Source organism: uncultured Clostridium sp. (assembly GCF_963527835.1).
Lineage (GTDB): Bacteria > Bacillota > Clostridia > Clostridiales > Clostridiaceae > Clostridium.
This window is the reverse complement of record NZ_CAURTC010000004.1, coordinates 1-24,711: the sequence shown is the minus strand read 5'-3', so window position 1 is coordinate 24,711 and position 24,711 is coordinate 1. Positions and strand designations below refer to the sequence as shown.

The following is a 24,711-nucleotide window of genomic DNA, read 5'->3' as shown; positions in this document are numbered from 1 at the left end:
AAATTTACATTACTATAATTAAACATAATACTTTATTAAGGAGTTATAAAATGAATAATATTAATTTAAATAAAATAATTAGAAATGTTATTTATATTCTAACTATATTTTTAATTGTCCTTATTTTATACAATTGTATTTTATTATTAAATAATAATCCTTTTGATAAAACTTCTTATAAAAATAGTCTTCGTGTTGAAAAAATAGTAGAAGATGATGTTTATAATGCTTTTAACATCAATTCATCATATAAAATAAAATTTAAAGAGAAAGATATAAGCCAATTGCCCTCAATATCAAAAGCTGAAATATTGATGATCAATTATGATCCAATAACCAGCCAACCTAACTACTCTGCTATATTTTTTAACAATGACTTTATCACTGATTCATCTATGGAAATTATATCCTACATTAATGAAAATGATTTTCCTAATATAACTTTTTTAGAATATGAAAAATTAAAAAATGAATTTAATAATAACTACATTGATGCTATATCCATAGTAGATATTAACTTTAGTTTCTCAAACTTTCTTTATTACAATAATGAATATCATCATTTTAATAATGGAGTTCAAAATATTGATTCATCTACGAAACTTCCCATAACATATAAAAATATTGTAATAGATGCTAGCTCTCAAAAAGAAAATACTCTCTATGTATATTCTGGAGGTTTATTTAAAGAATTTCAAAAAGATTCTTTTATATATTTAACAAAAGGAAAAACTTTTTGGATGACTTTAAATAACGATTCTAAAATAACCTATAATTTTTCTGATGTAGAAAGTAAACTTTAAAAACAAGTTAACTAACATTGTAATAATTAACAAATTTAATTTTTAAATAAAATATCTCAAAACGACTATTTTATCATTTTGAGATATTTAACTTATTTAGTAGTGTTTTCAAAATAAGAATTAACTGCATCTAAAATGCTCTTAGCTATTTTTTCTTGATGCTCATCACTTTTTAGATTTTGTTCCTCTTTATTATTCGATAAAAAACCACACTCTACTAATACACATGCTCCATCGTAACCATCTCTTAATATTCTATATTGATCTTTTGCAGCTTTAGCAACTCTTTTATTTCCGTCATTTATATTGGTTTTTAATGAATTTTGTATGCTCTCAGCTAAAATTTTACTCTTTTCATTATTTGAATACCATACTTGTGCTCCAAAACAATTAGGTTGTGGAAACATATTTTGATGAATAGATATAAATACTTCACAATTTTTATCTTTTTTCATATTACATCTAGCATTTAAATCATTTACTTTCTTCTTATCTAATTCAGAATCATCTTCTCTTGTTAAATAAACACTATATCCTAACTCCTCTAATTGATTTTTTAATTTTAAACTTATAGATAAGTTTATATCTTTTTCAACAGTTCCATTTTTAGATTGTGCTCCGCCATCTATACCTCCATGACCTGGATCTATTACAATTACATGTTTTGATTTATTCTCTTCAGCCAATACTCTTGTTGGTATTCCAAGTATAAGGAATATTATACAAAATATCGATAACGCTCTTTTCATATTCATAGATGATACCTCCCATTAAATAAAGACTCTTATACAAAGTATTATTTGTTACATGAATTTTATTTATTCAAGTAATATATAAAATTTATACCCTAATAGTTTTGTGTTAATGCTTTTATTTTAATATATGCTTTAAACATATTGATATATTTAATAGGTAAATTGGTATTTTAATTTGACTTTAAGAATTTCTAATTAGTATTTTTAAATTCAATTACTCACTCCACTCTATTTATACATATATGAATATTCTTCTAAAAAATAGCATAAAAAAAACACATCAAATAATATTTAAGTTTATTATTTGATGTGTTATAAATTATTTATAATTTTCTATTACACTTTCAGCAATATTAGTCGAATGATCTCCTATACGCTCAAAATTATTGACTAAATCTAAGAAAATAGCTCCTGCATATGCATTACATTTTTCTTCATAAAGTCTCTTTATATGCTTATCTCTATAAGTTTTTTGATAAGTATCTATTTTTCTTTCAACTTCAATAATAGTTTTTGCTTTTTCGAAATCTCTTGAAGCATATGAATCAATTGCAATTTCTAATGCTTCAACTGTAGTATTATATATATCGTATAATTCTCCCATAGCTTCTTCACTATACTTAAGCTTTTTATGTATTTTTTGATTAGCTAATTCTGCAATATTTCTAGCATGATCACCTATTCTCTCTATATCTATAATTACATGGAAAGTAGATGCTACTATACCTTTTTCCTTGTCTGATAAATCACACTTAGAAAGTTTAACTAAGTATGCCGTTATACTTTCTTCCAAAATATTAATTATCTCTTCATTTTCATATACTTGCTTAACTAATGTATCATCATTATCAATAAATGATTTCATAGATAATTCTAAATTTTTTCTAGCCTTATTAGCCATTCTTATAGTTTCTTTTATAACTTGTCCTGCTGCAATAACAGGAGTTTCTAAAAGTCTATTATCTATGTATTTAGGTCCTTTTTTCTCTATTTCATCTTCACCTGGTATTATTTTATTTATAAACATTATTATGTATTTATTAAGTGGTAATAGTATTGCTGTATTCACTAAGTTGAAAACTGTATGTGCATTAGCAATTTGTCTACTTACATCAGGACTAGTTGTTGTTACAAATTTTCCAAGTACACCTAAAAACGGTAGAAATATAATTGTACCTGCAATATTAAATATCAAATGTAATATTGCAGCTTTATGTGCTGTCTTATTAGTTCCAACACTTGCAATCATTGCTGTTATACATGTTCCTATATTACATCCAAATATAATAGGTAAAGCTATTGTTATATCTATAGCGTTTGCAGCAGCTAATGCTACTAATATTCCTGTTGTTGCTGATGAGCTTTGAAGTATTGCTGTTATTGCTGTTCCCGCAATTACTCCTATAAACCAATTATCTCCAATAGATGCTATAGCATCTGAAAATAAAGGAGTATTTGTTAATGGTTTCATAGAGGCACTCATTATGCCCATTCCTGTGAATAGTATACCAAATCCTAAAACTATGTTTCCAATATCTTTTCTCTTTTTCCCTCTTGCAAACATAACCATAGCGGCTCCAATAAATACAAATATAGGTGCTATTTCATCTAATTTGAATGATACTAATTGAGCTGTTATTGTTGTTCCTATGTTAGCTCCCATTATAATTCCTGCTGCTTGAGCTAAGTTCATAAGTCCTGCATTAACGAATCCAACTACCATAACAGTTGTTGCACTACTACTCTGAATTACAGCAGTAACTACTGCTCCAATAAGAACAGCTGACATTGGATTACTTGTTACTTTTTCAAGAATCTTTTTAAGACCATCTCCTGCTGCATTTTCTAACCCGTCGCCCATTAATTTCATACCATAAATAAATAAGCCTAAGCCACCCATTAATTTTATTATAACCATTATTATAGATTCCAAATTATTTGTCCCCTTCACTTATTTTATTTATCAACATTTTTAGTTTACATGATTTTTTACATTATGTTAATATTTTAGAGTGATTTTTAACCTAGTTTTAATATAAAATTGATTTTTTTATTAAAACTAGCATAAAATTTAAAATTTATATATAATATTGAATCTTTTTGGAATTTTCAAACAAAGATATCTTTATGTATATCATAAAATACTATGATATACTTTATTGCCATAAAATTTTATTGTAAGATTTTACTTATAATTTATTAATGAAGATAAAAAAAAGGAAGAGAAATAATTCCTCCCCCTTTTTGCAAGATATAAATTCCTATCTCTTTGAGAATTGTGGAGCTCTTCTTGCTTTCTTAAGACCGTATTTCTTTCTTTCCTTCATTCTAGGATCTCTAGTTAAGAATCCAGCCTTCTTTAATTCTGGTCTTAGAGTTTCATCAGATTTAACTAATGCTCTAGTTATACCGTGTCTAATAGCTCCTGCTTGACCTGTAAATCCACCACCGTGAACATTTACTAAAACATCAAACTTATCTTTAGTTCCAGTTAAAACTAATGGTTGGTTAACTATTACTCTTAAAGTTTCTAAACCGAAGAATGTTTCGATTTCTCTTTTATTTATAACAACTTTACCATTTCCTGGTACAAGTCTAACTCTTGCAACTGATTTCTTTCTTCTTCCAGTACCCATGTATTGAACTTTTGCCATTTTCTATTTCCTCCTCCCGAGATCTTATTAGTACTTTAATTCTAGTACTTCTGGTTTTTGAGCTGCGTGATCATGTTCAGCACCTCTGTATACTTTTAATTTCTTTAGCATTTGTCTTCCTAGTACTCCCTTTGGAAGCATTCTTCTTACTGCTTCTTCAAAAGCGAATTCAGGCTTCTTAGCTAATACTTCTCTATAAGGAGTTTCCTTTAATCCACCTGGATAAAAACTATGCTTTCTTAACATTTTTTGATCTAACTTCTTACCAGTTAAAACCACCTCTTCTGCATTGATTACTATAACGAAATCTCCGCAGTCAACATTTGGTGTAAATGTTGGTTTATTTTTTCCTCTTAAAATTGAAGCAACTTGGCTAGCAACTCTTCCTAGTGGCTTACCAGCAGCATCAACAACATACCATTTTCTTTCAACTTCTTGTGCTTTCGCAATGTATGATTTCATCTCTTTCCCTCCCTGAACTTACATTATGGCATACTATTATTTTTAGTATGCACTTTTATGTCAAGACCCGGGGCTAGTGGATCTTATATACATAAATCTTTTAACAAACAAACTTATTATAATACACGCTTACGGGCGTGTCAATGTTTTTTGTAATATTTAATAAAAAACTTTTTCTAAAACTAAACCATTAGGTGGTACACACATTCCTGCATTCTTCCTGATTCCATCATTTATTATATTATCAACATCTTCAAGTTTTGTTTTTCCTGTTCCAACATTAATTAATGTACCCACTATTATTCTTACCATATTATATAAAAAGCCATCAGCACTTATAAAAACTTTGATAACATTTTTATTTTCTTCTATGTAAAAATTAGTTATAGTTCTAACTGTTGTTTTGGCTGAACTGCCTGGCGACATAAAAGCCTTAAAGTCATGTTTACCTATGAAACATTCACAAGCTTTTTTCATATCTTCAACATTCAATTCTTTTCTAACATGATGTACATATTGTTTTCCAAAAGATAACTTTTCATATCGATTAACAATAGTATAAGAATACATCTTTCCTTTAGAAGAATATCGTGCATGAAAATCCATATCTACTTCTTCAGATCTTATTATTGAAATATCATCTGGTAATTTAGTATTTAATGCTTCTCTAAACTTTTCTCCTGGTATACTGCTATCAGTAAAAAAATTAGCTACCATAGCCTTGGCATGAACTCCACCATCAGTTCTAGAGCTTCCATTAGTTAAACTCTTTTCTCCTGTGATTTTCAAAATAGCATTTTCTAAGCACCCTTGTACAGTCCTATCTTTAACTTGCCTTTGCCAGCCACAAAAATTTGTACCATCAAATTCAATTATTAATTTTATATTTCTCATATGTTTCCTCTTTAAATTATAAAATAAACCTAACAACTATACTCCATAATATAAGCAATGAAAATACAACAAAAGCTATTATATCCTTAGAAGTAAACTTTAATACTTTCATTCTTGTTCTTCCAGCTCCACCTCTATATCCTCTAGCTTCCATAGCCATAGCTAATTCATCTGCTCTTCTAAAAGAACTTATAAATAATGGAACTAATAATGGAACTAAGCTTTTAGCTTTATTTATTATATTTCCAGATTCAAAGTCAGCACCTCTAGCTTTTTGTGCTTTCATTATTTTATCTGTTTCATCCATAAGTGTTGGAATAAATCTCAATGCTATTGTCATCATCATAGCAAGCTCATGTGCCATTTCTTTTCCTATAGGTCTTATTAACTTTTCTATTCCATCAGTTAGTTCTATAGGTGATGTAGTCAATGTTAGAATTGATGTTCCAACTATTAAAAATATCAATCTTAATGCCATAAATCCTGCTAATCTAAGACCCTCTACATATACAGATAAGAATCCCATTTTAAATATTAATGTTTCCGGAGTACCTTTAATCATAAAAACATTCAGAACAGCTGTTAATGCAATCAATAAAAATACCGGTTTTAATCCATTAAAAATGAATCTTAATGGAATTTTTGCAATTAATATTATTGATGCTAAAAATAAAAATACAAAAGTATATCCAACAAACTTATTTATTATAAATAAACATACAATAAAAAGCATTGATATCATTATTTTAGTTCTTGGATCTAATTTATGAATAAAAGATTCCCCTGGTATATATTGTCCTATAGTAATATCCTTTAACATAACAATTTAATTATTGCCAACAAACACTTGCTTAATATGTGTTTTGGCAAAATTCCTCCCCTCTTAATTTAAGAGTAATATTAATTTATAAATATTTAATTTTTTTCTTTCAAAATTCTTAGTAATTCCTTTTTAGCTCCTTCTATTGTAAAAATATCATCTGATATTTCAAAACCTTTTTTTCTAAGTTCTCTTACTAAATATGTAACTTGAGGAACTCCTAATCCTATCTTTTCTAATTTATCTACTTCCTTAAATACTTCTGAAGATTTACCTTGTAATTCAACCTTACCATGGTTCATAACAACTATTCTTTGAGCTATCTTAGCTACATCCTCCATACTATGACTAACTAATATAATAGTCATATTATATTCTTTATGAAGTTTAGAAATTTGTTCTAATATATCATCTCTTCCTTTAGGATCTAATCCAGCTGTTGGTTCATCTAATATTAACGTAGTTGGCTTCATGGCAATAACACCAGCTATAGCTACTCTTCTTTTTTGTCCTCCACTTAAATCAAATGGAGATTGATCTTTATAAGTATCATAATCTAATCCTACCATGTTCATAGATTCAATTACTCTAATTTTTATTTCTTCTTCAGTTAATCCTAAATTTTTAGGTCCAAAAGCTATATCTTTAGCTATAGTTTCTTCAAATATTTGATATTCTGGATATTGAAATACAAGTCCAACTTTTTTTCTTACATCAGTTAGATTTATTTGTTTTTTTGTTATATCAAGTCCATCAACAATTATAGTTCCACTTGTAGCTTCTAATAAACCATTTAAATGTTGAATGAAAGTAGATTTTCCAGAACCTGTATGTCCAATTAATGCTACAAATTCACCATCTTTTATTTCTATGTTAACATTATCCAAAGCAACTTTTTCAAAAGGTGTTTTAGGCATATATATATGTGTTAAATTTTCTACTTTAATTGACATATCGCATTCACCATCTCATCTACATTTAATATTTCTTTTGGAATGTCTATTCCTTCTTTTCTAAGTTCATAAGTTAACTCTGTAACTTGTGGAACATCCAATCCTATATTCTTCATCATTTCAACTTGTGGAAAAATTTCTTTAGGTGTTCCTTCCATTTTAACTTCCCCACCATCCATAACTACAATCCTGTCTGCTTGAGCTGCTTCATCCATATAATGAGTTATTAAAACTATAGTGATACCATAATTCTTATTAATATCTTTTATAGTTTTTAAAACGTCTTTTCTACCAGATGGATCTAACATAGCTGTTGGCTCATCAAAAATTATACATTTAGGCTGAATTGCTAATATTCCTGCTATTGCAATTCTTTGTTTTTGACCGCCTGATAAAAGATGTGGTGCATGTCTTTTATACTCACTCATTCCAACTTTTTCTAAGCTCTCATCCACTCTTCTTCTTATTTCTTTTGATTCTACTCCTAGATTTTCAGGTCCAAAAGCTACATCTTCTTCAACAATTGTTGCAACTAATTGATTATCAGGATTTTGAAAAACCATTCCTGCTCTAGATCTTATTTCCCATAGATTATTTTCATCACTAGTACTTAAATTATCTACAATTACAGTACCACTACTTGGAGTAAGTAATGCATTCATATGTTTAGCTATAGTGGATTTTCCTGATCCGTTATGACCTAATACTACTAAAAATTCTCCTTTTTTAACTTTAAGGTTAACATTTTTAAGTGCATATTTTTCTTCTCTTGCACCTTCTTCATTTCTGATATATTTGAAGGATACATCAGTGCAATTAACCATTTCCTGATTCATTGTTTAACCTCCATAAATTATACTTACTAATACATTATACAAAACTTTAAATATAATCATTTTTACATAATATTACACCTCAGTGTATATACATAAAATTAGCTAAGTTAATTATATAATAAAATATTATAAGTTCAATAAAAAAATCCGAAATTTTTCTATGATTTTACAAAAAGTGCTCTATAATATATTATGTTTATATTTTTATATGTTAAAATGGGGACTAAGTTTAAACTTAATCCCCTTATTAGTTATACTAATTCAAGTATTACTACTTCAGCTCCGTCTCCTCTTCTAGGACCTTTTTTATACATTCTTGTATATCCGCCATTTCTTTCAGCGTATTTAGGAGCTACGTTATCAAATAAATTTTTAACAACTAATTCTTCTTGTATAAAAGCTAATGCCTGTCTTCTAGCATGAAGATCTCCTCTTTTTCCAAGAGTAATCATTTTTTCTGCAAGAGATCTAGTTTCCTTAGCTCTTGTTACAGTTGTTTCGATTTTGCCGTGTTTTAATAAACTTGTAACAAGATTTCTTAGCATAGCTCTTCTTTGGTCTGTAGGTAGACCTAACTTACGATAACCTGCCATGGATTTACCTCCTTACTCATCGTTTAGTTTTAAGCATAAACCTAACTCTTTAAGTTTTCTCTCAACTTCTTCTAAAGATTTCTTTCCTAGATTTCTGACTTTCATCATATCATCCATTGATTTAGTAGCAAGTTCTTGTACTGTGTTAATTCCAGCTCTCTTTAAACAGTTATATGATCTAACTGATAAATCAAGTTCTTCTACAGTCATTTCTAGTACTTTTTCTTTTTTGTCTTCTTCTTTTTCTATCATTATTTCAACGTCATTAGTGTTATTAGTTAATGACATGAATAATTTAAAATGTTCTATAAGGATTTTAGCTGATAAACTTATAGCTTCATCAATCTTTATAGTACCATTAGTCCATATTTCTAAAGTTAATTTATCATAATCAGTAATTTGACCTACTCTCGTATTGTCAACTGTAAAATTAACTTTTTTTACTGGTGTATAAATTGAATCAATAGCTATTGATGAAATTGGTAATTCATCACTCTTATTTTTGTTTTGAGTAACGTATCCTCTTCCTCTATTAACTGTTAACTCCATATAAAGTCTTCCATTGTCATCTAAAGTTGCTATATGTAAATCCTTATTAACAACTTCAACATCTCCGTCAGTCTTTATATCTGCTCCAGTAACTTCTCCTGGTCCTTTAGCATCAATATAGATAACTTTAGGGCCTTCACCATTCATTCTTAAAGCTAAAGATTTAATATTAAGAATTAATTCTGTAACATCTTCTTTAACTCCTTGAACAGTAGAAAACTCATGAAGAACTCCATCGATCTTAACAGAACTAGTTGCTACTCCTGGAAGAGATGATAATAATATTCTTCTTAGGGCGTTTCCTAATGTAATACCATATCCTCTTTCAAGTGGTTCAACAACGTATTTTCCATAAGTTCCGTCTTCACTAGCTTCGATACATTCTATTATTGGCTTTTCGATTTCTAACATCCACGAACCCTCCTTATATTATAAATGGCAACCTTATTTTGAGGGCAACTGATTCTATATTTGCATATCATTTGATAGATTTGCCTAACAAATATAACTTTATTCAATATATTATTTACTATATAACTCAACAATAAGTGTTTCGTTAACAGGCACATCTATATCTTCTCTTGATGGCTCTGCAACAACTTTTCCTTCATAGTTATCAACATTAGCTTCTAACCATTTTGGTAAAGTTTTTGGATTTTCTACGAAAGTCTTAAACTTTTCACTTGATCTGCTTTTTTCGCATACAGTAATTACATCATTAATTGAAACATGATATGAACAAATGTCAACCTTTTTACCATTTACTAAGAAATGTCCATGAGTAACTAATTGTCTAGCTTCATTTCTTGATGCACCATAACCTAGTTTGTAAACTACGTTATCCAATCTCATTTCTAGTAATTTAAGTAGGTTTTCACCTGTTATACCCTTCATGTGTTCAGCCTTTTCATAATATGTTCTGAATTGGCCTTCTAAAATTCCATATATTCTTCTTGCCTTTTGTTTTTCTCTTAATTGAATGCCATAGTTTGACATTTTCTTCTTGCTTGCTCCATGTTGTCCTGGTGCGTAGCTTCTTCTAACAAAAGCACATTTATCTGTAAAACATCTATCCCCTTTAAGGAATAATTTCATACCTTCTCTTCTACATAATCTGCATGTAGCTCCAGTATATCTTGCCATTAAATTACACCTCCTATTACGTTAAATTAAACTCTTCTTCTCTTTGGTGGTCTACAACCATTGTGTGGAATCGGAGTAACATCTTTTATTAAAGTTACTTCTAACCCAGCTGCTTGTAAAGATCTTATAGCTGCTTCTCTTCCTGAACCTGGACCTTTTACATAAACTTCTATACTTTTTAATCCATGTTCCATAGCTGATTTAGCTGCTGTTTCAGCTGCCATTTGAGCTGCAAATGGAGTGCTTTTTCTTGATCCTCTAAAGCCTAGTGCACCTGCACTTGACCATGATAAAGCATTACCTACTGCATCTGTTAAAGTAACTATTGAATTATTGAAAGTTGACTTTATGTGCGCTGCGCCATGCTCAACATTTTTTCTTTCTTTTCTTCTTCTAGTTTTCTTAACTTTTTGAGCCATTAGTTATTTTCCCTCCTTACTATTTCTTTTTATTAGCCATTGTTTTCTTAGGACCTTTTCTAGTTCTAGCGTTAGTTTTAGTCTTTTGACCTCTAACTGGAAGACCTCTTCTGTGTCTTATTCCTCTGTATGATCCTATTTCAACTAATCTCTTAATGTTTAAAGCAACATCTCTTCTTAAGTCACCTTCAACCATTAAGTTCTTATTTATATAAGTTCTGATTTCATTTACTTCGTCTTCTGATAAATCTTTTACTCTAGCATCAGGACTAATTCCTGTTGTAGATAAGATTTTTTGTGAAGTTGATAAACCTATCCCATAGATATAAGTTAAAGCAATTTCAACTCTTTTTTCTCTTGGTAGGTCAACACCTGATATTCTTGCCATTAAAAATTACACCTCCTGATAATTGAAATGCATAAAAGTTTGATTTAAAAATTATATAAAAATTTTAGGCCAATAGACTTCTCTATTGCAGCCGCTCCTAAAAATCTATTGCAATTAATTAAACGACTATATAATCATATTTGACTTTTAAGAAAATGTCAATATTATTTAACCTTATAATGTAAGTTTATTGTAAAATTGATCATTAACCTTGTTTTTGCTTGTGCTTAGGATTTTCACAGATAACCATTACTCTTCCTTTTCTTTTTATTACTTTGCACTTTTCGCAAATAGGCTTAACTGATGGTCTTACTTTCATAGCTAACCCTCCTCATATTTCTGATGATAGATATAATTTAATTATCTCTATCTTATTTTGCTCTCCATGTAATTCTTCCTCTAGTTAAGTCATATGGAGAAAGCTCCACTGTAACCTTATCGCCTGGTAGAATTCTAATGAAGTTCATTCTTAATTTTCCTGATATATGTGCTAGAATTTTATGACCGCTTTCAAGTTCAACTTGGAACATGGCATTCGGTAAAGATTCTAGTACTGTACCTTGCATTTCTATAACATCATCTTTTGACATAAGGTAATCAACCCTCCTTAACAATGCTTCTAAGTTTTAGAAATCTCTTAATTTTTAAATCAGTACTTTTATCGCATACTTGTATAGATGATTCAAGTTCTTCATCTACTTTTTCTAATATATTTAAATGCTTAAGTTTTTTCTTCTTAGGCTTATTTACTGTTTTTGTATTTCCATTAGATAACAAAACATAATCGTCATCTAGTTGCCTAACAATAACATATAAATGTTCTATATCTCTTCCTGCTTTTGAAAGTACTATTTTCCCAATCAAGTCATTGCTTTGCAAAATTTTCACCTCGATGATTACCTTAGTAATAAATTAGCACTTAACTAAATGGTATCATGCAAATTTATAACTAAGCAACACTCTGTTTCTACTTAATAAGTGTTAATATCTCTGGTCCATCTGGCAAAATTGCAACTGTATTTTCATAATGTGCAGATAAAGTAGCATCTGCCGTTACAACTGTCCATCCATTACTTAAAGTTTTAACTTTACAGTTTCCCATATTAACCATAGGTTCTATGGCTAATACCATTCCATTAAGTAATTTAGTTCCTTTGCCTTCTCTTCCAAAGTTAGGCACTTCGGGATCTTCATGAAGTTTCCTTCCAATCCCATGACCTACGAAGTCTCTTACTACTGAGAAACTTGCTGCCTCAATGTAGTTTTGTATTTCGTGTGATATATTACCTAATCTATTTCCTTCTTTAGCATATTTTATACCTTGAAAGAAACTTTTTTTTGTTACATCTATTAATCTTTTAGCATCATTTGTAACTTCTCCAATTGGAAAGGTTCTTGCTGCATCTCCATGGAAACCATCAATGAAAGCTCCACAGTCAATACTAACTATGTCACCATCTTTTATTTTATAATTTCCTGGCATTCCATGAACTACTTGCTCATTCACAGAAATACATAGTGACGAAGGAAAACCATATAATCCTTTAAAGGAAGGTTTCGCTCCATGCTTAGTTATAAATTCTTCTGCTACCCTGTCTAATTCTGCAGTAGTTATACCAGGCTTTATATTTTCTTCCAATAGTAATAATGTTTCAGCTACTATTCTACCTGCTTTTCTCATTAAAGCAATTTCATCATTATTTTTGATAATAATCATGTTTTATTGCTCTCCTAATAATTTGCAAATTTCTTCAAATACTTGATTAATAACTTTTGTACCATCTACCATTGAAAGTAAATTTTTACTCTTGTAAAACTCAATTAGTGGTTGTGTTTGTTTATCATATACATCGATTCTTTCCTTTACAGTTTCAACTGTATCGTCTTTTCTTTGTACAATATCACTTCCACACAAGTTACATTTTCCATCAATTTTTGGTGGGTTAAATTTAATATGAAAACTTCCTCCACATGATGTACAAACTCTTCTGCCTGTCATTCTCTCTAATATAAACTCACTAGGTACATCAATTAATAATGCTGTATCTAATTGTTCGTTTCTATTTTCAAGGAACTCATTAAGAGCTTCAGCTTGTGCTACAGTTCTTGGGAAACCATCTAATAGATATCCTGATAAACAATCATCTTGTTGTAATCTATCCTTAACCATATTAATAGTAACTTCGTCTGGAACCAATAAACCTTTATCCATATAGCTTCTTGCTTCCATACCAAGTGGAGTATTTTCAGAAATATTTTTTCTAAAAATATCACCAGTAGAAATATGTGGTATTGAATATCTATTACTAATTGATTTTGCCTGTGTTCCTTTTCCTGCTCCTGGAGGACCTAGTAATACTATCTTCACGGGCTTCATCTCCATTTACTTAATCTATTTTAGAAATCCTTTATAGTGACGCATTGTCATTTGTGATTCAACTTGTCTGTTGAAATCTAATGCTACACCTATAATGATTAAAAGTGCCGTTCCTGAGAAAGATATATTCTTAAATTCCGTATAATTTTGAACTATAGTTGGTGTTACAGCTAAAATAGCTGCCAATATTCCACCTATTACTGAAACTCTATTAAGAATTCTTTCAAAATATCTTGTTGTAGCTTCTCCTGGTCTTATACCTGGTATAAATCCTGTAGATTTATGCAAGTTTTCAGCCATTTCATCTGGCTTAAACGTTATTTGTGTATAGAACCATGTGAAGAATAATGTAAGTATAGCGTATAACACTATATACATCCAGCTTTCAGAATTAAAAACACATGTTTTATTAGTTAAAATCCACATTGCCCAACTTTTGTTTGGAACAAAAGTAGCTATTGTTCTAGGGAAATCCATAACAGACATTGCAAATATTATTGCAATAACTGCTGACCCTATAATACTTAATGGTATGTGACTTGTTTGATTTCTCATCATTTTACTTCCGCCAACAGCTTTACCAGCATATTGAACAGGTATTCTTCTTTCAGCTAATGAGAAATAAAGTACAATAGCTAACAATGCAACAAAGAATGCTGCAAATAATGCGACTTCTATTATGCTCACATTTCCTGCTTGTTTAGAAGCAGCAATTGAACCCATAGTCATTGGAATTCTTGAAACTATATTAACAAAGATTAATATTGAAGTTCCATTTCCAATTCCATTAACAGTTAATTGATCACCTAACCACATACAAAAAGTTGATCCTACAACTAGTGCGAATATTATAACTAACATTTCACTAGTCTTTATTCCTGCTGTAGCTCCACTATTAGAAATAGTTGCATATATTCCAAAAGCTAGAATAAATGATATTCCAAGTGATACATAACGAGTAGCATTTTGAATTTTCTTTCTTCCATCTTCACCCTCTTTAGAAAGTTGTTCTAATTGAGGAATGGCAACAGTTAATAATTGCATTATGATTGATGCATTAATATAAGGCATAACACCTAATGCAAATATACTGAATCTACTAAAAGCTCCTCCTGATAATAAATCATAAAAGCTTAGTAAACCGCCTGATTGGGATATGCTTTTTAGATAATCAGCATTGATTCCAGGAACAGGAATATGACTTCCCATCCTGAAAACTGCAACCAATAAGATTATCCAAAAAAATTTCTTCCTTAGTTCAGAAACCTTAAATGCGTTACGTAAAGTCTGAAGCACTTTAAATCACCTCAACTTTTCCTCCAGCTGCTTCGATCTTTTCTATTGCAGACTTTGAGAACTTACATCCTTTTACTATTAAAGATTTTTCTAAATTTCCGTTACCAAGTATTTTTACTCCGTCTAATACCTTACTTACAACTCTTCTTTCAAGTAATACTTCTGGAGTTATCTCAGTACCATTTTCAAATATATTTAATCTATCAACATTAATACTAATGTATTTTTTAGCAAATATATTTGTAAAACCTCTCTTTGGAAGTCTTCTATATAAAGGCATTTGACCTCCTTCAAAACCCGGTCTTACTCCACCGCCTGATCTTGCATTTTGACCCTTTTCACCTTTACCAGCATTTCTTCCTAAACCAGAACCTGTACCTCTACCAACTCTTTTAGGAGCTTTCCTACTTCCAGCTGCTGGTTGTAATTCATGAAGTTTCATCTTAAGCACACCTCCTTATTTTCTTATATTTCTTCTACCTTTAACAGGTAATCAATTTTCTTTAACATACCTTTAATTTGAGGTGTTCCCTCATGTTCTACTGTAGCACGAATCTTTCTAAGTCCAAGAGCATTTGCAGTAGCGATATGTTCTTTTTTTCTACCTATTAAACTCTTTACTAAAGTAATTTTTAGTTTAGCCATTGCAATACCTCCTAACCTAATATTTCTTCTACAGATTTTCCTCTTAATTTAGCTATATCTTCAGCTGTTCTTAAGCTTGCTAATCCGTTTATTGTAGCTTTAACCATGTTTTTAGGATTATTTGAACCTAATGATTTAGCTCTTACATCCTTTAAACCTGCTAATTCTAATACAGATCTTGCTGGACCTCCAGCAATAACTCCTGTACCTTGTTTAGCTGGCATTATTAGAACATTACCTGTTCCAAATTTTCCGTTGATTTGATGAGGAACAGTAGTTCCTAACATCGCAACTTCTACTAAGTTTTTCTTAGCATCTTCTATTCCTTTTTTGATTGCTTCAGGAATTTCGATAGATTTACCCATTCCAACGCCAACGTGTCCGTTTTCGTCTCCAACAACAACTAGAGCGCTGAATCTGAAGTTTCTACCACCTTTAACAACCTTAGTAACTCTGTTTATATCAACAACCTTTTCTTTAAGGTCTAGTGTACTAGGATCGATTCTCATGTATTTCCCTCCTTGTATATTAGAATTTTAAGCCTGCTTCTCTAGCGCCTTCTGCTAATTCTTGAACTCTTCCGTGGTATACATATCCACCTCTGTCGAATACTACTTCAGTAATTCCTTTTTCTATAGCTTTCTTAGCTACAGCTGCACCTACAAGTTTAGCACCTTCTTTATTTCCACCATTAGTTGAAAATTCTTTATCTAAACTTGAAGCAGCTACTATTGTAACAGCATTTACGTCATCTATAATTTGTGCGTATATATTCTTTTCACTTCTGAAAACTGAAAGTCTTGGTCTGTCAGGAGTACCAAAAACTTTCTTACGAACTCTAAGGTGACGCTTAGTTCTGCTTGCTTTTTTGTCTACCTTTTTGAACATACAGCTCACTCCTTCCTATTATTTCTTACCAGTCTTACCTTCTTTACGTCTGATCACTTCGTTTTCGAACTTGATACCTTTACCCTTATATGGTTCTGGTAATCTCCATTTTCTTATATCAGCTGCAGCAGCACCAACTTTTTCTTTGTCGATACCTTTAACAATTACTTTAGTTGCAGCAGGAGTTTCAAATGTGATTCCATCAATAGGTTCGATTTCAACTGGATGTGAATATCCAAGGTTCATTACAAGTTTCTTGCCTTGTAATTGAGCTCTATAACCAACACCAACTAATTCTAAAGTCTTTTGGTAACCTTCATTAACTCCGATTACCATGTTATTAATTAACGCTCTTGTTAAACCATGAAGAGCTCTATGAGCTTTTTGATCACTTGGTCTAGTAACAACTACTTCATTGTTTTCAACTGCTATATTTATGTCTTTATGCATAGTTTTAACTAATTCACCTTTTGGACCTTTAACTGTAACAACGTTGTCTGGTGTTACAGTTACAGTTATGCCAGCAGGAACAGCTATTGGTAATCTACCAACTCTTGACATAAGTACACCTCCTGTATTATTTCTAAATTCTATATGTGAAACTATCTCTTGTTTATTTTCAAAATTTAAATACTACCAAACGTAGCAAAGAACTTCTCCACCTAAACCATCTTTTCTAGCTTCTCTATCAACCATTAGTCCTTTAGATGTTGAAATTACTGCAACTCCTAATCCATTAAGAACTTTTGGTACTTCATCTTTTTTACAATATACTCTTAATCCTGGTTTAGAAATTCTCTTAATACCAGTTATAACTCTTTCATTATTTGCACCATATTTAAGACTAATTCTTAACATTGGTACTACTCCGTCGTTATATTCTTCAATATTCTTAATATAACCCTCTTGTAATAATATATTTGTAATTGCCTTCTTTACATTTGAAGAAGGTACTTCTACAACTTCGTGTTTTACAGCATTAGCATTTCTTACACGTGTAAGTAGATCTGCTATTGGATCTGTCATAACCATTTTTTGTGCCTCCTTTCATTACATCATGTATTACCAGCTTGCTTTTCTGCAACCAGGAATTTCGCCTTTATAAGCAAGTTCTCTAAAACAAATACGACATACTCCGTATTTTCTTAATACAGCATGTGGTCTTCCACATATTCTACATCTTGTATAAGCTCTAGTTTTGTATTTAGGAGCTTTACTCCACTTTTCAATAATAGCTTTACGTGCCAATATGTTTCCCTCCTTATTATTGAGCGAATGGCATTCCAAGAAATCTAAGTAATTCTCTTGCTTCTTCGTCTGTATTTGCTGTTGTAACGAAGATTATATCCATCCCTCTAACTTTATCAATCTTATCATATTCTATTTCTGGGAATATTAATTGTTCTTTTATTCCTAAAGAATAGTTTCCTCTACCATCAAATGCTTTAGCTGAAACTCCTCTGAAATCTCTTACTCTAGGTAATGCTATACTCATTAACTTATCAGCAAATTCATACATCTTTGCTTTTCTTAATGTAACTTTACATCCTAAAGCCATATTTTCTCTTATTTTAAAGTTAGCAACTGATTTTTTTGCTCTTGTTAATATTGGCTTTTGACCAGCTATTAAACTTAAATCACTAACTGCTGATTCTAAAACTTTTTGATTTTCCTTAGCTTCTCCAACACCCATGTTGATCACGATCTTTTCTAGCTTTGGAATTTCCATAACGTTCTTATATCCGAACTTTTCAATCATCGCCGGAATTACTTCTTTTGAATATTTTTCTTGAAGTCTTGTCATTTATAGTTACCTCCTTTCAGAATTTAGAATGTTTCTGAACATTTCTTACATACTCTAACTTTAGTACCATCATCTAATATTTTGTTAGCTATTCTTGTAGCATTTTTACATTTGTTACAATATAACATAACTTTAGAACTGTTGATAGCTGCTTCTCTTTCGATTATAGCACTTTCAACTTGGCTCTTATTAGCTTTTTGATGCTTTTTAACTATGTTAATTCCTTGAACAAGAACTTTTCCTGTCTTTGGATATACTTTTAAAACTTCACCAGTTTTTCCTTTATCTTTACCAGATATAACTACAACTGTATCACTTTTTCTTACATGTACCTTCAAGTAAGACACCTCCTCTTATAGAACTTCTGGTGCTAATGATAGAATTTTATTAAATTCTTTATCTCTTAGCTCCCTAGCAACAGGTCCAAAGATACGAGTACCTCTTGGTTGTTTATCGTCTTTAATGATAACTGCAGCATTTTCATCAAATTTAATATATGAACCGTCCGCTCTTCTTAATCCTTTTGCTGATCTAACTATAACAGCCTTAACAACCTCGCCTTTTTTAACAACTCCGCCTGGTGTTGCACTTTTAACGCTAGCTACAATAACGTCACTTATATTACCAAATTTTCTTTTTGATCCACCTAGTACTCTTATGCACATAATTTCTTTTGCACCTGAATTATCTGCAACTTTAAGTAAAGTTTGTGGTTGTATCATACAATTACCCTCCTTTCAGTATTACAGCCTATTTAGCTTTTTCTACTATTTCAACAAGTCTCCATCTTTTATCTTTAGATAAAGGTCTAGTTTCCATTATTAATACTCTATCATTAATTTTAGCTTCATTTTTTTCATCATGAACCTTAAACTTTGTAGTCTTGTTAATTGTTTTTCCGTATAGTGGATGTCTAACCTTAGTTTCGACAGCTACTACTACTGTTTTATCCATTTTATCTGAAACAACTCTACCAGTTCTTTTCTTTCTTAACGTTCTTTCCATTCGGGCTTACCCTCCTTCCAGATTTACTGTTCTAATGCCCTCATTTCGTCTTCTCTTAAGATGGTCTTTATTTGGGCTATAGATTTCTTTACTTCTCTAATTCTCATAGGATTTTCTAATTGTCCTGTAGCTAATTGAAATCTTAAATTGAATAACTCTGCTTTAAGATCTCCTAACTTTAATGTTAAATCTTGAGGATTGCTTGATCTTAATTCTTTTAATTCTCTAGCCTTCATTATTTTTCACCACCCATTTCCTCAAAATCTCTTCTTGTAACAAACTTAGTTCTTACAGGAAGTTTATGTGATGCAAGTCTCATTGCTTCTCTTGCCACATCTTCAGTAACTCCAGATAGTTCAAAAACTACTCTATCAGGTTTAACAACAGCTACCCAATATTCTGGTGATCCTTTACCTGATCCCATTCTTGTTTCAGCTGGTTTTTCTGTTACTGGTTTATCTGGGAAAATCTTTATCCAAAGTTTTCCTCCTCTTTTTATATATCTGTTGATAGCAATTCTGGCAGCTTCGATTTGATTACTTGTTATCCATCCACAAGTTGTAGCTTGAAGACCAAAATCTCCATAAGCTAAGAAGTTACCTCTTGTAGCTCTACCTTTCATTCTACCACGTTGTACCTTACGATGCTTTACTCTTTTAGGCATTAACATGATCTATTCCTCCTTTCTTACGCGTTAGCTTCTTCCTTTTCTACTTTCTTTGTTGGAAGAACTTCACCTTTATAAACCCAAACTTTAACTCCGATTTTTCCATATGTTGTATTTGCTTCAGCAAATCCATAATCGATATCAGCTCTTAATGTTTGTAGTGGGATTGTTCCTTCATGATAGTGTTCAGTTCTTGCTATTTCAGCTCCACCTAATCTACCAGAACAAGCAGTTTTTACACCTTTTATTCCATGTCTCATAGCTCTTTGCATTGTTTGCTTCATAGCTCTTCTGAATGAAATTCTCTTTTCTAATTGTGCAGCTATATTTTCAGCCATTAATTGTGCTTCAGCTTCTACACTTTTAACTTCAACTATATTTATTAGTATGTTTTTTCCACTAATATAGTTAGTTAATTTCTTCTTTAAACTTTCTATTCCTGATCCACCTTTTCCTATTACGACACCAGGTTTAGCAGTATATATATTTAATTTAACTCTTTTAGCAGCTCTTTCGATTTCTATTTTAGAAATCCCAGCTGAGAAAAGTTCTTTTTTAACAAATTTTCTGATTTGGTTATCTTCTACAAGATTGTCAGCAAAGTCCTTTTTATTAGCATACCACTTTGCGTCCCATCCCTTGATAACGCCTACTCTAAGACCGTGAGGATGTACTTTTTGACCCACTTAACTTTCCCTCCTTCTTTAAGCTCTTTCTTTTACAACTACTGTTACATGACTAGTTCTTTTGTTGATTCTGAATGCCTTACCGTGATCCATTGGTCTGAATCTCTTAAGTATTGGACCTTCACCAACATAAGCTTCTGAAACATATAAGTTGTCAGCATTTAATTCTAAATTATTTTCTGCATTAGCAACAGCTGATTTTAAAACCTTTTTAATTACTACTGCTGCTTCTCTTGGAGTATATTCTAAAATAGCAAAAGCTTCTTTAACTTGTTTTCCTCTTATTAAATCAAGAATTACTCTAACTTTCATTGGAGACATTCTAATATATTTAGCTATAGCTCTAGCTTCCATTTATGTTCCTCCTTTCCAGGCTACTTTCTTTTTGATGTTTTATCTGCCACATGACCTCTATAAGTTCTAGTTAATACGAACTCACCTAACTTGTGTCCAACCATATCTTCTGATAAATAAACTGGAACATGTTTTCTTCCGTCATGAACTGCAATTGTATGACCTATCATTTGTGGATAGATTGTTGAACTTCTTGACCAAGTCTTAACAACTTTCTTATCTCCACTTGCATTCATTTCTTCTATCTTCTTTAAAAGTCCTTCATGCACAAAAGGTGCTTTTTTTGTTGATCTACTCACTAATATTGCCTCCCTTCATAAACCTTAGTAACAATAAGCTAGAAGAGAATAAAAATTTCTCTTCAAACTACTTAGCGTTTCTACCCTTGATAATAAATCTGTCAGAATATTTCTTATTCTTTCTTGTTTTGTATCCAAGTGCTGGTTTACCCCAAGGAGTAACTGGACTTGGTCTACCAACTGGTGATTTACCTTCACCACCACCGTGAGGGTGATCGTTAGGGTTCATAACAGATCCTCTAACTGTAGGTCTCCATCCCATATGTCTCTTTCTACCAGCTTTACCGATATTAACTATATCGTTTGTTGGATTAGAAACAGTTCCGATTGTTGCTCTACATTCTATTCTTACATATCTCATTTCGCCTGAAGGTAATCTTAAAGTTGCGTAGTTTCCTTCTTTAGCCATTAATTGTGCTGAATTACCAGCAGATCTAACTAATTGACCACCTTTACCTTTTTGTAATTCGATATTATGAATAACTGTACCAACTGGTATGTTCTTTAATGGAAGAGCATTACCTGGTTTGATATCAGAATCTGGACCTGATACTATAACATCACCAACTTTTAATCCTGCTGGAGCGATTATGTATCTTTTTTCTCCATCTGTATAAACAACAAGTGCAATATAAGCTGATCTATTTGGATCATATTCTATAGTTGCAACCTTTGCTGGAATTGAATCTTTATTTCTTTTAAAGTCTATGATTCTGTATTTTCTCTTAACTCCGCCGCCACGGTGTCTTACAGTAATCTTACCTTGAGCATTTCTACCCGCTTTACTCTTTAATGATACAAGAAGTGACTTTTCCGGTTGTTGTGAAGTTATTTCTTCAAATGTTGGCATAGTCATTTGTCTTCTTGATGGTGTAATAGGGTTAAACTTTTTAACTGCCATTACAATTCCCTCCTTTTTTTCAGCTTTTCTGGCATTTCACCAATAATGGCCTTAATATACTATTGTAATCCGTCGAAGAATTCTATAGCTTTGCTTTCTTCAGTTAATGTAACAATAGCTTTTTTGTAGTCAGATCTCTTTCCTACATGTACGCCCATTCTTTTAGTTTTTCCTAAACCGTTTATAGTGTTAACGTCTTTAACTTTAACATCAAAAACTTCTTCCACAGCTCTCTTTACTTGAGACTTATTAGCATTTACGTGAACTATGAAAGTGTACTTCTTTTCTGCCATAGCGGCCATGCTCTTTTCAGTGATAACAGGCTTTCTTATTATATCATGGCTTGTTAATTTCATTATGCGTACACCTCCTCAATTTTTGATACAGCATCTTTAGTTATGATTAATTTTTCAAACTTTAATAAATCATATACGTTGATGTTGTTTACTGGGATAACACTAACCCCTTGAATATTTCTTGCTGATTTGTATACAGCTTCATTTGATTCAGCAGTTATTATTAATGTTTTCTTTGCATTGAATGCATTTAACATTTCTATAAATTGCTTAGTCTTTGGTGCTTCAAAAGATAATGATTCTAAAACTACCATTTGTCCATCGTTAACTTTGCTAGTTAATGCTGACTTCATAGCAACTCTTCTCATACTCTTTGGAATTGAAACTCTGTAATCTCTTGGCTTTGGTGCGAATACAATACCACCTTTGATCCATTGAGGTGCTCTAATAGAACCTTGTCTTGCTCTACCAGTACCTTTTTGTCTCCAAGGTTTGATTCCGCCTCCTCTTACCTCAGTTCTAGTCTTAGCTGATTGAGTTCCTTGTCTCTTATTAGCTAATAAAGCAACTACTACTTGATGTAATGCGTGTTTGTTTACTTCTACTTCAAATATATTTGCATTTAATTGGATATCTCCAACTTGTTTTCCTTCTTGATTAAATAACCCTACTGTAGGCATCATGTCTCCTCCTTTCCTTTAGAAATTAAGCTTTAACTGCGTTTCTTATTACTACTGTACCTTTGTTAGGTCCTGGGATACCACCCTTGATTAATAATAAGTTCTTTTCAGCTATTACTTTAACTACTTCTAAGTTCATTACTGTTGTATTAACGCAACCCATATGTCCAGGCATTCTCTTATTCTTGAATGTTCTAGATGGATCTGATGAAGCTCCCATTGAACCTGGTGCTCTTTTGAACTTAGAACCATGAGTCATTGGTCCTCTTTGTTGGTTCCATCTCTTGATAACACCTTGGAATCCCTTACCTTTAGAAACTCCAGATACATCAATTTTGTCTCCAATTTCAAATACATCAGCTTTGATTTCTTGACCAACTTCATATTGGCTTACATCTTCAAGTTTGAATTCTTTTAAAGTTCTCTTTAAAACAACTCCTGCTTTTTCAAAATGTCCTTTAGCTGGCTTGTTAACTAATTTTTCTCTTATATCACCAAAACCAACTTGTATTGCTTCATAACCGTCTTTTTCTACAGTTTTCTTTTGAACAACAACACATGGACCAGCTTCTACTACTGTAACTGGAATAACCTTTCCTGCTTCGTTGAAGATTTGAGTCATCCCTATTTTCTTACCCATTATAGCTTTTTTCATGTATTTACACCTCCCAAACTAATTAGCGGACTGTTTCCAATCATAATAGTTCATTCTTTTTATTTTCCAGCTTATAATTTAATTTCTATATCCACACCTGCTGGAAGATTTAATCTCATTAACGCATCAACAGTCTTAGGTGATGGATTAACTATGTCGATTAATCTCTTATGAGTTCTTATTTCGAATTGTTCTCTTGAATCTTTATATTTGTGAACCGCTCTTAATATTGTAACAACATCTTTTTCAGTTGGTAGTGGAACTGGTCCTACTACTTTAGCTCCTGATGTTTTTGCAGTTTCTACAATTCTCTCAGCTGATTGATCTAATATTGTATGATCAAAAGCTTTTAATCTGATTCTTATTTTTTGCTTTGACATTATGGTTTCCCTCCTTTTCATGTACGCTTTACTTCTAACGCACAACAGCGGTCATTCTATAAACTGCACCGGGTGTTTCATCACTCGCCACAAAATTATACAATCCCTGTCGTCGGATTCTAGATCCAAACTACTCATCAAGAATTACCCGGAAGTCCGGCAACCTCTTGATTCATCGCTGTATGCTATGCAACTTCTTCATTATACTATCATTAAAAATATTTTTCAAGTTTTTTTTATACTTTTCTTCAAGTTTTTACTCATTTAATATTTTTGCTTTTTTTCGTTTCCGTTTCTTTTATTATTCTAATAGTATTTCTTATAAATTTCAATATATTTATTGTATTTTATTATTTATATTAGTCTTTTTATTTTTTTATCTTTAAATATAAAAATAAGGTAGAGAAAACGTCTTTCCCCTACCTTATTTATTATTCTAATTAGAATTTATAATTATTATTAAGATTAAGCGTTAATCTTAGTAACAACTCCTGATCCTACAGTTCTTC

At 31.2% G+C, this 24,711-nt stretch carries 41 protein-coding genes; 1 reads left to right on the top strand and 40 read right to left on the bottom strand.

Annotated features, from left to right (window positions below):
• Window positions 1-50 precede the first annotated feature (50 nt).
• Window positions 51-803 (top strand): hypothetical protein, encoded by a 753-nt coding sequence (locus RYM86_RS03630; RefSeq protein ID WP_315077884.1) that lies wholly within the window; start codon window positions 51-53, stop codon window positions 801-803.
• Between the two features lie 92 nt (window positions 804-895).
• Here RYM86_RS03630 and cwlD read toward each other — a convergent pair whose 3' ends face one another.
• The 40 genes from cwlD to rpsJ all read right to left on the bottom strand — a co-directional run bounded on the left by cwlD (window position 896) and on the right by rpsJ (window position 24,202).
• On the bottom strand, window positions 896-1,558 hold the full coding sequence (cwlD, locus tag RYM86_RS03625; protein ID WP_315077883.1) for an N-acetylmuramoyl-L-alanine amidase CwlD: 663 nt from the start codon (window positions 1,556-1,558) through the stop codon (window positions 896-898).
• A gap of 319 nt (window positions 1,559-1,877) precedes the next feature.
• Entirely contained in the window at window positions 1,878-3,476 is a 1,599-nt protein-coding gene (locus RYM86_RS03620) for a Na/Pi cotransporter family protein (RefSeq protein ID WP_315078104.1), read from the bottom strand.
• Between the two features lie 343 nt (window positions 3,477-3,819).
• On the bottom strand, window positions 3,820-4,212 hold the full coding sequence (gene rpsI, locus RYM86_RS03615; protein ID WP_012425276.1) for a 30S ribosomal protein S9: 393 nt from the start codon (window positions 4,210-4,212) through the stop codon (window positions 3,820-3,822).
• A gap of 27 nt (window positions 4,213-4,239) precedes the next feature.
• Window positions 4,240-4,674 carry a 50S ribosomal protein L13 gene (rplM, locus tag RYM86_RS03610; protein WP_315077882.1) on the bottom strand — a complete coding sequence of 145 codons (435 nt, stop codon included), beginning with the start codon at window positions 4,672-4,674 and terminating at the stop codon, window positions 4,240-4,242.
• Window positions 4,675-4,833: 159 nt separating this feature from the next.
• Window positions 4,834-5,568, bottom strand: coding sequence for a tRNA pseudouridine(38-40) synthase TruA (gene truA, locus RYM86_RS03605; protein WP_315077880.1), 735 nt, complete (start codon window positions 5,566-5,568; stop codon window positions 4,834-4,836).
• Window positions 5,569-5,584: 16 nt separating this feature from the next.
• A complete protein-coding gene (locus tag RYM86_RS03600) occupies window positions 5,585-6,388 on the bottom strand; it encodes an energy-coupling factor transporter transmembrane component T (RefSeq protein WP_315077879.1) in 804 nt (267 codons plus the stop codon).
• Window positions 6,389-6,483: 95 nt separating this feature from the next.
• The gene (locus tag RYM86_RS03595) at window positions 6,484-7,341 is read right to left on the bottom strand and encodes an energy-coupling factor transporter ATPase (RefSeq protein WP_315077878.1); all 858 of its coding nucleotides are present in this window, start codon (window positions 7,339-7,341) and stop codon (window positions 6,484-6,486) included.
• Complete coding sequence (locus RYM86_RS03590; protein WP_315077876.1) at window positions 7,326-8,177, bottom strand: energy-coupling factor transporter ATPase; 852 nt, start codon at window positions 8,175-8,177, stop codon at window positions 7,326-7,328. Before RYM86_RS03590 ends, RYM86_RS03595 begins: the two co-directional genes overlap by 16 nt.
• Window positions 8,178-8,428: 251 nt before the next feature.
• Entirely contained in the window at window positions 8,429-8,770 is a 342-nt protein-coding gene (rplQ, locus tag RYM86_RS03585) for a 50S ribosomal protein L17 (RefSeq protein WP_252215042.1), read from the bottom strand.
• A gap of 12 nt (window positions 8,771-8,782) precedes the next feature.
• Entirely contained in the window at window positions 8,783-9,730 is a 948-nt protein-coding gene (locus tag RYM86_RS03580; RefSeq protein WP_003371007.1) for a DNA-directed RNA polymerase subunit alpha, read from the bottom strand.
• Window positions 9,731-9,841: 111 nt separating this feature from the next.
• Window positions 9,842-10,462, bottom strand: a complete 621-nt coding sequence (gene rpsD / locus RYM86_RS03575; RefSeq protein ID WP_315077873.1) for a 30S ribosomal protein S4 — start codon at window positions 10,460-10,462, stop codon at window positions 9,842-9,844.
• Between the two features lie 26 nt (window positions 10,463-10,488).
• Window positions 10,489-10,881: a 30S ribosomal protein S11 gene (gene rpsK / locus RYM86_RS03570; protein WP_003374267.1), complete on the bottom strand. Its 393-nt coding sequence runs from the start codon at window positions 10,879-10,881 to the stop codon at window positions 10,489-10,491.
• A gap of 19 nt (window positions 10,882-10,900) precedes the next feature.
• Complete coding sequence (rpsM, locus tag RYM86_RS03565; RefSeq protein ID WP_315077870.1) at window positions 10,901-11,269, bottom strand: 30S ribosomal protein S13; 369 nt, start codon at window positions 11,267-11,269, stop codon at window positions 10,901-10,903.
• Between the two features lie 205 nt (window positions 11,270-11,474).
• Window positions 11,475-11,588 carry a 50S ribosomal protein L36 gene (gene rpmJ / locus RYM86_RS03560; protein WP_003373491.1) on the bottom strand — a complete coding sequence of 38 codons (114 nt, stop codon included), beginning with the start codon at window positions 11,586-11,588 and terminating at the stop codon, window positions 11,475-11,477.
• 52 nt (window positions 11,589-11,640) lie between these two features.
• On the bottom strand, window positions 11,641-11,859 hold the full coding sequence (gene infA, locus RYM86_RS03555) for a translation initiation factor IF-1 (protein WP_002582630.1): 219 nt from the start codon (window positions 11,857-11,859) through the stop codon (window positions 11,641-11,643).
• A gap of 7 nt (window positions 11,860-11,866) precedes the next feature.
• The gene (locus tag RYM86_RS03550; protein ID WP_315077833.1) at window positions 11,867-12,148 is read right to left on the bottom strand and encodes a hypothetical protein; all 282 of its coding nucleotides are present in this window, start codon (window positions 12,146-12,148) and stop codon (window positions 11,867-11,869) included.
• An 88-nt stretch (window positions 12,149-12,236) separates the two neighbouring features.
• Entirely contained in the window at window positions 12,237-12,986 is a 750-nt protein-coding gene (map, locus tag RYM86_RS03545) for a type I methionyl aminopeptidase (RefSeq protein WP_315077831.1), read from the bottom strand.
• Between the two features lie 3 nt (window positions 12,987-12,989).
• Window positions 12,990-13,637 (bottom strand): adenylate kinase, encoded by a 648-nt coding sequence (locus tag RYM86_RS03540; RefSeq protein ID WP_315077830.1) that lies wholly within the window; start codon window positions 13,635-13,637, stop codon window positions 12,990-12,992.
• Between the two features lie 24 nt (window positions 13,638-13,661).
• Window positions 13,662-14,942: a preprotein translocase subunit SecY gene (gene secY, locus RYM86_RS03535; protein WP_315077829.1), complete on the bottom strand. Its 1,281-nt coding sequence runs from the start codon at window positions 14,940-14,942 to the stop codon at window positions 13,662-13,664.
• Between the two features lies 1 nt (window position 14,943).
• Window positions 14,944-15,384 (bottom strand): 50S ribosomal protein L15, encoded by a 441-nt coding sequence (gene rplO / locus RYM86_RS03530; RefSeq protein WP_315077827.1) that lies wholly within the window; start codon window positions 15,382-15,384, stop codon window positions 14,944-14,946.
• A gap of 23 nt (window positions 15,385-15,407) precedes the next feature.
• A complete protein-coding gene (gene rpmD / locus RYM86_RS03525) occupies window positions 15,408-15,587 on the bottom strand; it encodes a 50S ribosomal protein L30 (protein WP_003372301.1) in 180 nt (59 codons plus the stop codon).
• Window positions 15,588-15,598: 11 nt separating this feature from the next.
• A complete protein-coding gene (gene rpsE, locus RYM86_RS03520) occupies window positions 15,599-16,096 on the bottom strand; it encodes a 30S ribosomal protein S5 (protein WP_003373238.1) in 498 nt (165 codons plus the stop codon).
• A 19-nt stretch (window positions 16,097-16,115) separates the two neighbouring features.
• Entirely contained in the window at window positions 16,116-16,475 is a 360-nt protein-coding gene (gene rplR, locus RYM86_RS03515; RefSeq protein ID WP_003369785.1) for a 50S ribosomal protein L18, read from the bottom strand.
• Between the two features lie 18 nt (window positions 16,476-16,493).
• Complete coding sequence (gene rplF / locus RYM86_RS03510) at window positions 16,494-17,036, bottom strand: 50S ribosomal protein L6 (protein WP_315077824.1); 543 nt, start codon at window positions 17,034-17,036, stop codon at window positions 16,494-16,496.
• Between the two features lie 72 nt (window positions 17,037-17,108).
• Entirely contained in the window at window positions 17,109-17,507 is a 399-nt protein-coding gene (gene rpsH, locus RYM86_RS03505) for a 30S ribosomal protein S8 (protein WP_315077822.1), read from the bottom strand.
• Between the two features lie 30 nt (window positions 17,508-17,537).
• The gene (locus tag RYM86_RS03500; protein WP_315077820.1) at window positions 17,538-17,723 is read right to left on the bottom strand and encodes a type Z 30S ribosomal protein S14; all 186 of its coding nucleotides are present in this window, start codon (window positions 17,721-17,723) and stop codon (window positions 17,538-17,540) included.
• Between the two features lie 16 nt (window positions 17,724-17,739).
• Window positions 17,740-18,279 carry a 50S ribosomal protein L5 gene (rplE, locus tag RYM86_RS03495; RefSeq protein ID WP_003374539.1) on the bottom strand — a complete coding sequence of 180 codons (540 nt, stop codon included), beginning with the start codon at window positions 18,277-18,279 and terminating at the stop codon, window positions 17,740-17,742.
• Between the two features lie 23 nt (window positions 18,280-18,302).
• Complete coding sequence (rplX, locus tag RYM86_RS03490; protein ID WP_012449622.1) at window positions 18,303-18,617, bottom strand: 50S ribosomal protein L24; 315 nt, start codon at window positions 18,615-18,617, stop codon at window positions 18,303-18,305.
• Between the two features lie 15 nt (window positions 18,618-18,632).
• Window positions 18,633-19,001, bottom strand: coding sequence for a 50S ribosomal protein L14 (gene rplN / locus RYM86_RS03485; protein ID WP_003373072.1), 369 nt, complete (start codon window positions 18,999-19,001; stop codon window positions 18,633-18,635).
• 28 nt (window positions 19,002-19,029) lie between these two features.
• A complete protein-coding gene (rpsQ, locus tag RYM86_RS03480; RefSeq protein ID WP_003369916.1) occupies window positions 19,030-19,284 on the bottom strand; it encodes a 30S ribosomal protein S17 in 255 nt (84 codons plus the stop codon).
• Window positions 19,285-19,307: 23 nt separating this feature from the next.
• Window positions 19,308-19,520, bottom strand: coding sequence for a 50S ribosomal protein L29 (gene rpmC, locus RYM86_RS03475; protein WP_012423239.1), 213 nt, complete (start codon window positions 19,518-19,520; stop codon window positions 19,308-19,310).
• Window positions 19,520-19,954: a 50S ribosomal protein L16 gene (rplP, locus tag RYM86_RS03470; RefSeq protein ID WP_003372978.1), complete on the bottom strand. Its 435-nt coding sequence runs from the start codon at window positions 19,952-19,954 to the stop codon at window positions 19,520-19,522. Before rplP ends, rpmC begins: the two co-directional genes overlap by 1 nt.
• Before the next feature lie 17 nt (window positions 19,955-19,971).
• Window positions 19,972-20,637 (bottom strand): 30S ribosomal protein S3, encoded by a 666-nt coding sequence (gene rpsC / locus RYM86_RS03465; protein WP_003372227.1) that lies wholly within the window; start codon window positions 20,635-20,637, stop codon window positions 19,972-19,974.
• Between the two features lie 18 nt (window positions 20,638-20,655).
• Window positions 20,656-20,991 carry a 50S ribosomal protein L22 gene (gene rplV, locus RYM86_RS03460; RefSeq protein ID WP_003374480.1) on the bottom strand — a complete coding sequence of 112 codons (336 nt, stop codon included), beginning with the start codon at window positions 20,989-20,991 and terminating at the stop codon, window positions 20,656-20,658.
• A 20-nt stretch (window positions 20,992-21,011) separates the two neighbouring features.
• Window positions 21,012-21,290: a 30S ribosomal protein S19 gene (gene rpsS / locus RYM86_RS03455; RefSeq protein WP_003373804.1), complete on the bottom strand. Its 279-nt coding sequence runs from the start codon at window positions 21,288-21,290 to the stop codon at window positions 21,012-21,014.
• A 67-nt stretch (window positions 21,291-21,357) separates the two neighbouring features.
• Complete coding sequence (rplB, locus tag RYM86_RS03450) at window positions 21,358-22,191, bottom strand: 50S ribosomal protein L2 (protein ID WP_003369139.1); 834 nt, start codon at window positions 22,189-22,191, stop codon at window positions 21,358-21,360.
• Window positions 22,192-22,250: 59 nt separating this feature from the next.
• Complete coding sequence (gene rplW / locus RYM86_RS03445; RefSeq protein WP_003371883.1) at window positions 22,251-22,547, bottom strand: 50S ribosomal protein L23; 297 nt, start codon at window positions 22,545-22,547, stop codon at window positions 22,251-22,253.
• Complete coding sequence (gene rplD / locus RYM86_RS03440; RefSeq protein WP_315077801.1) at window positions 22,547-23,167, bottom strand: 50S ribosomal protein L4; 621 nt, start codon at window positions 23,165-23,167, stop codon at window positions 22,547-22,549. Before rplD ends, rplW begins: the two co-directional genes overlap by 1 nt.
• A gap of 25 nt (window positions 23,168-23,192) precedes the next feature.
• Window positions 23,193-23,822 (bottom strand): 50S ribosomal protein L3, encoded by a 630-nt coding sequence (gene rplC, locus RYM86_RS03435; RefSeq protein ID WP_315077800.1) that lies wholly within the window; start codon window positions 23,820-23,822, stop codon window positions 23,193-23,195.
• A gap of 71 nt (window positions 23,823-23,893) precedes the next feature.
• Window positions 23,894-24,202: a 30S ribosomal protein S10 gene (gene rpsJ / locus RYM86_RS03430; protein ID WP_315077798.1), complete on the bottom strand. Its 309-nt coding sequence runs from the start codon at window positions 24,200-24,202 to the stop codon at window positions 23,894-23,896.
• Between the last annotated feature and the right edge of the window lie 509 nt (window positions 24,203-24,711).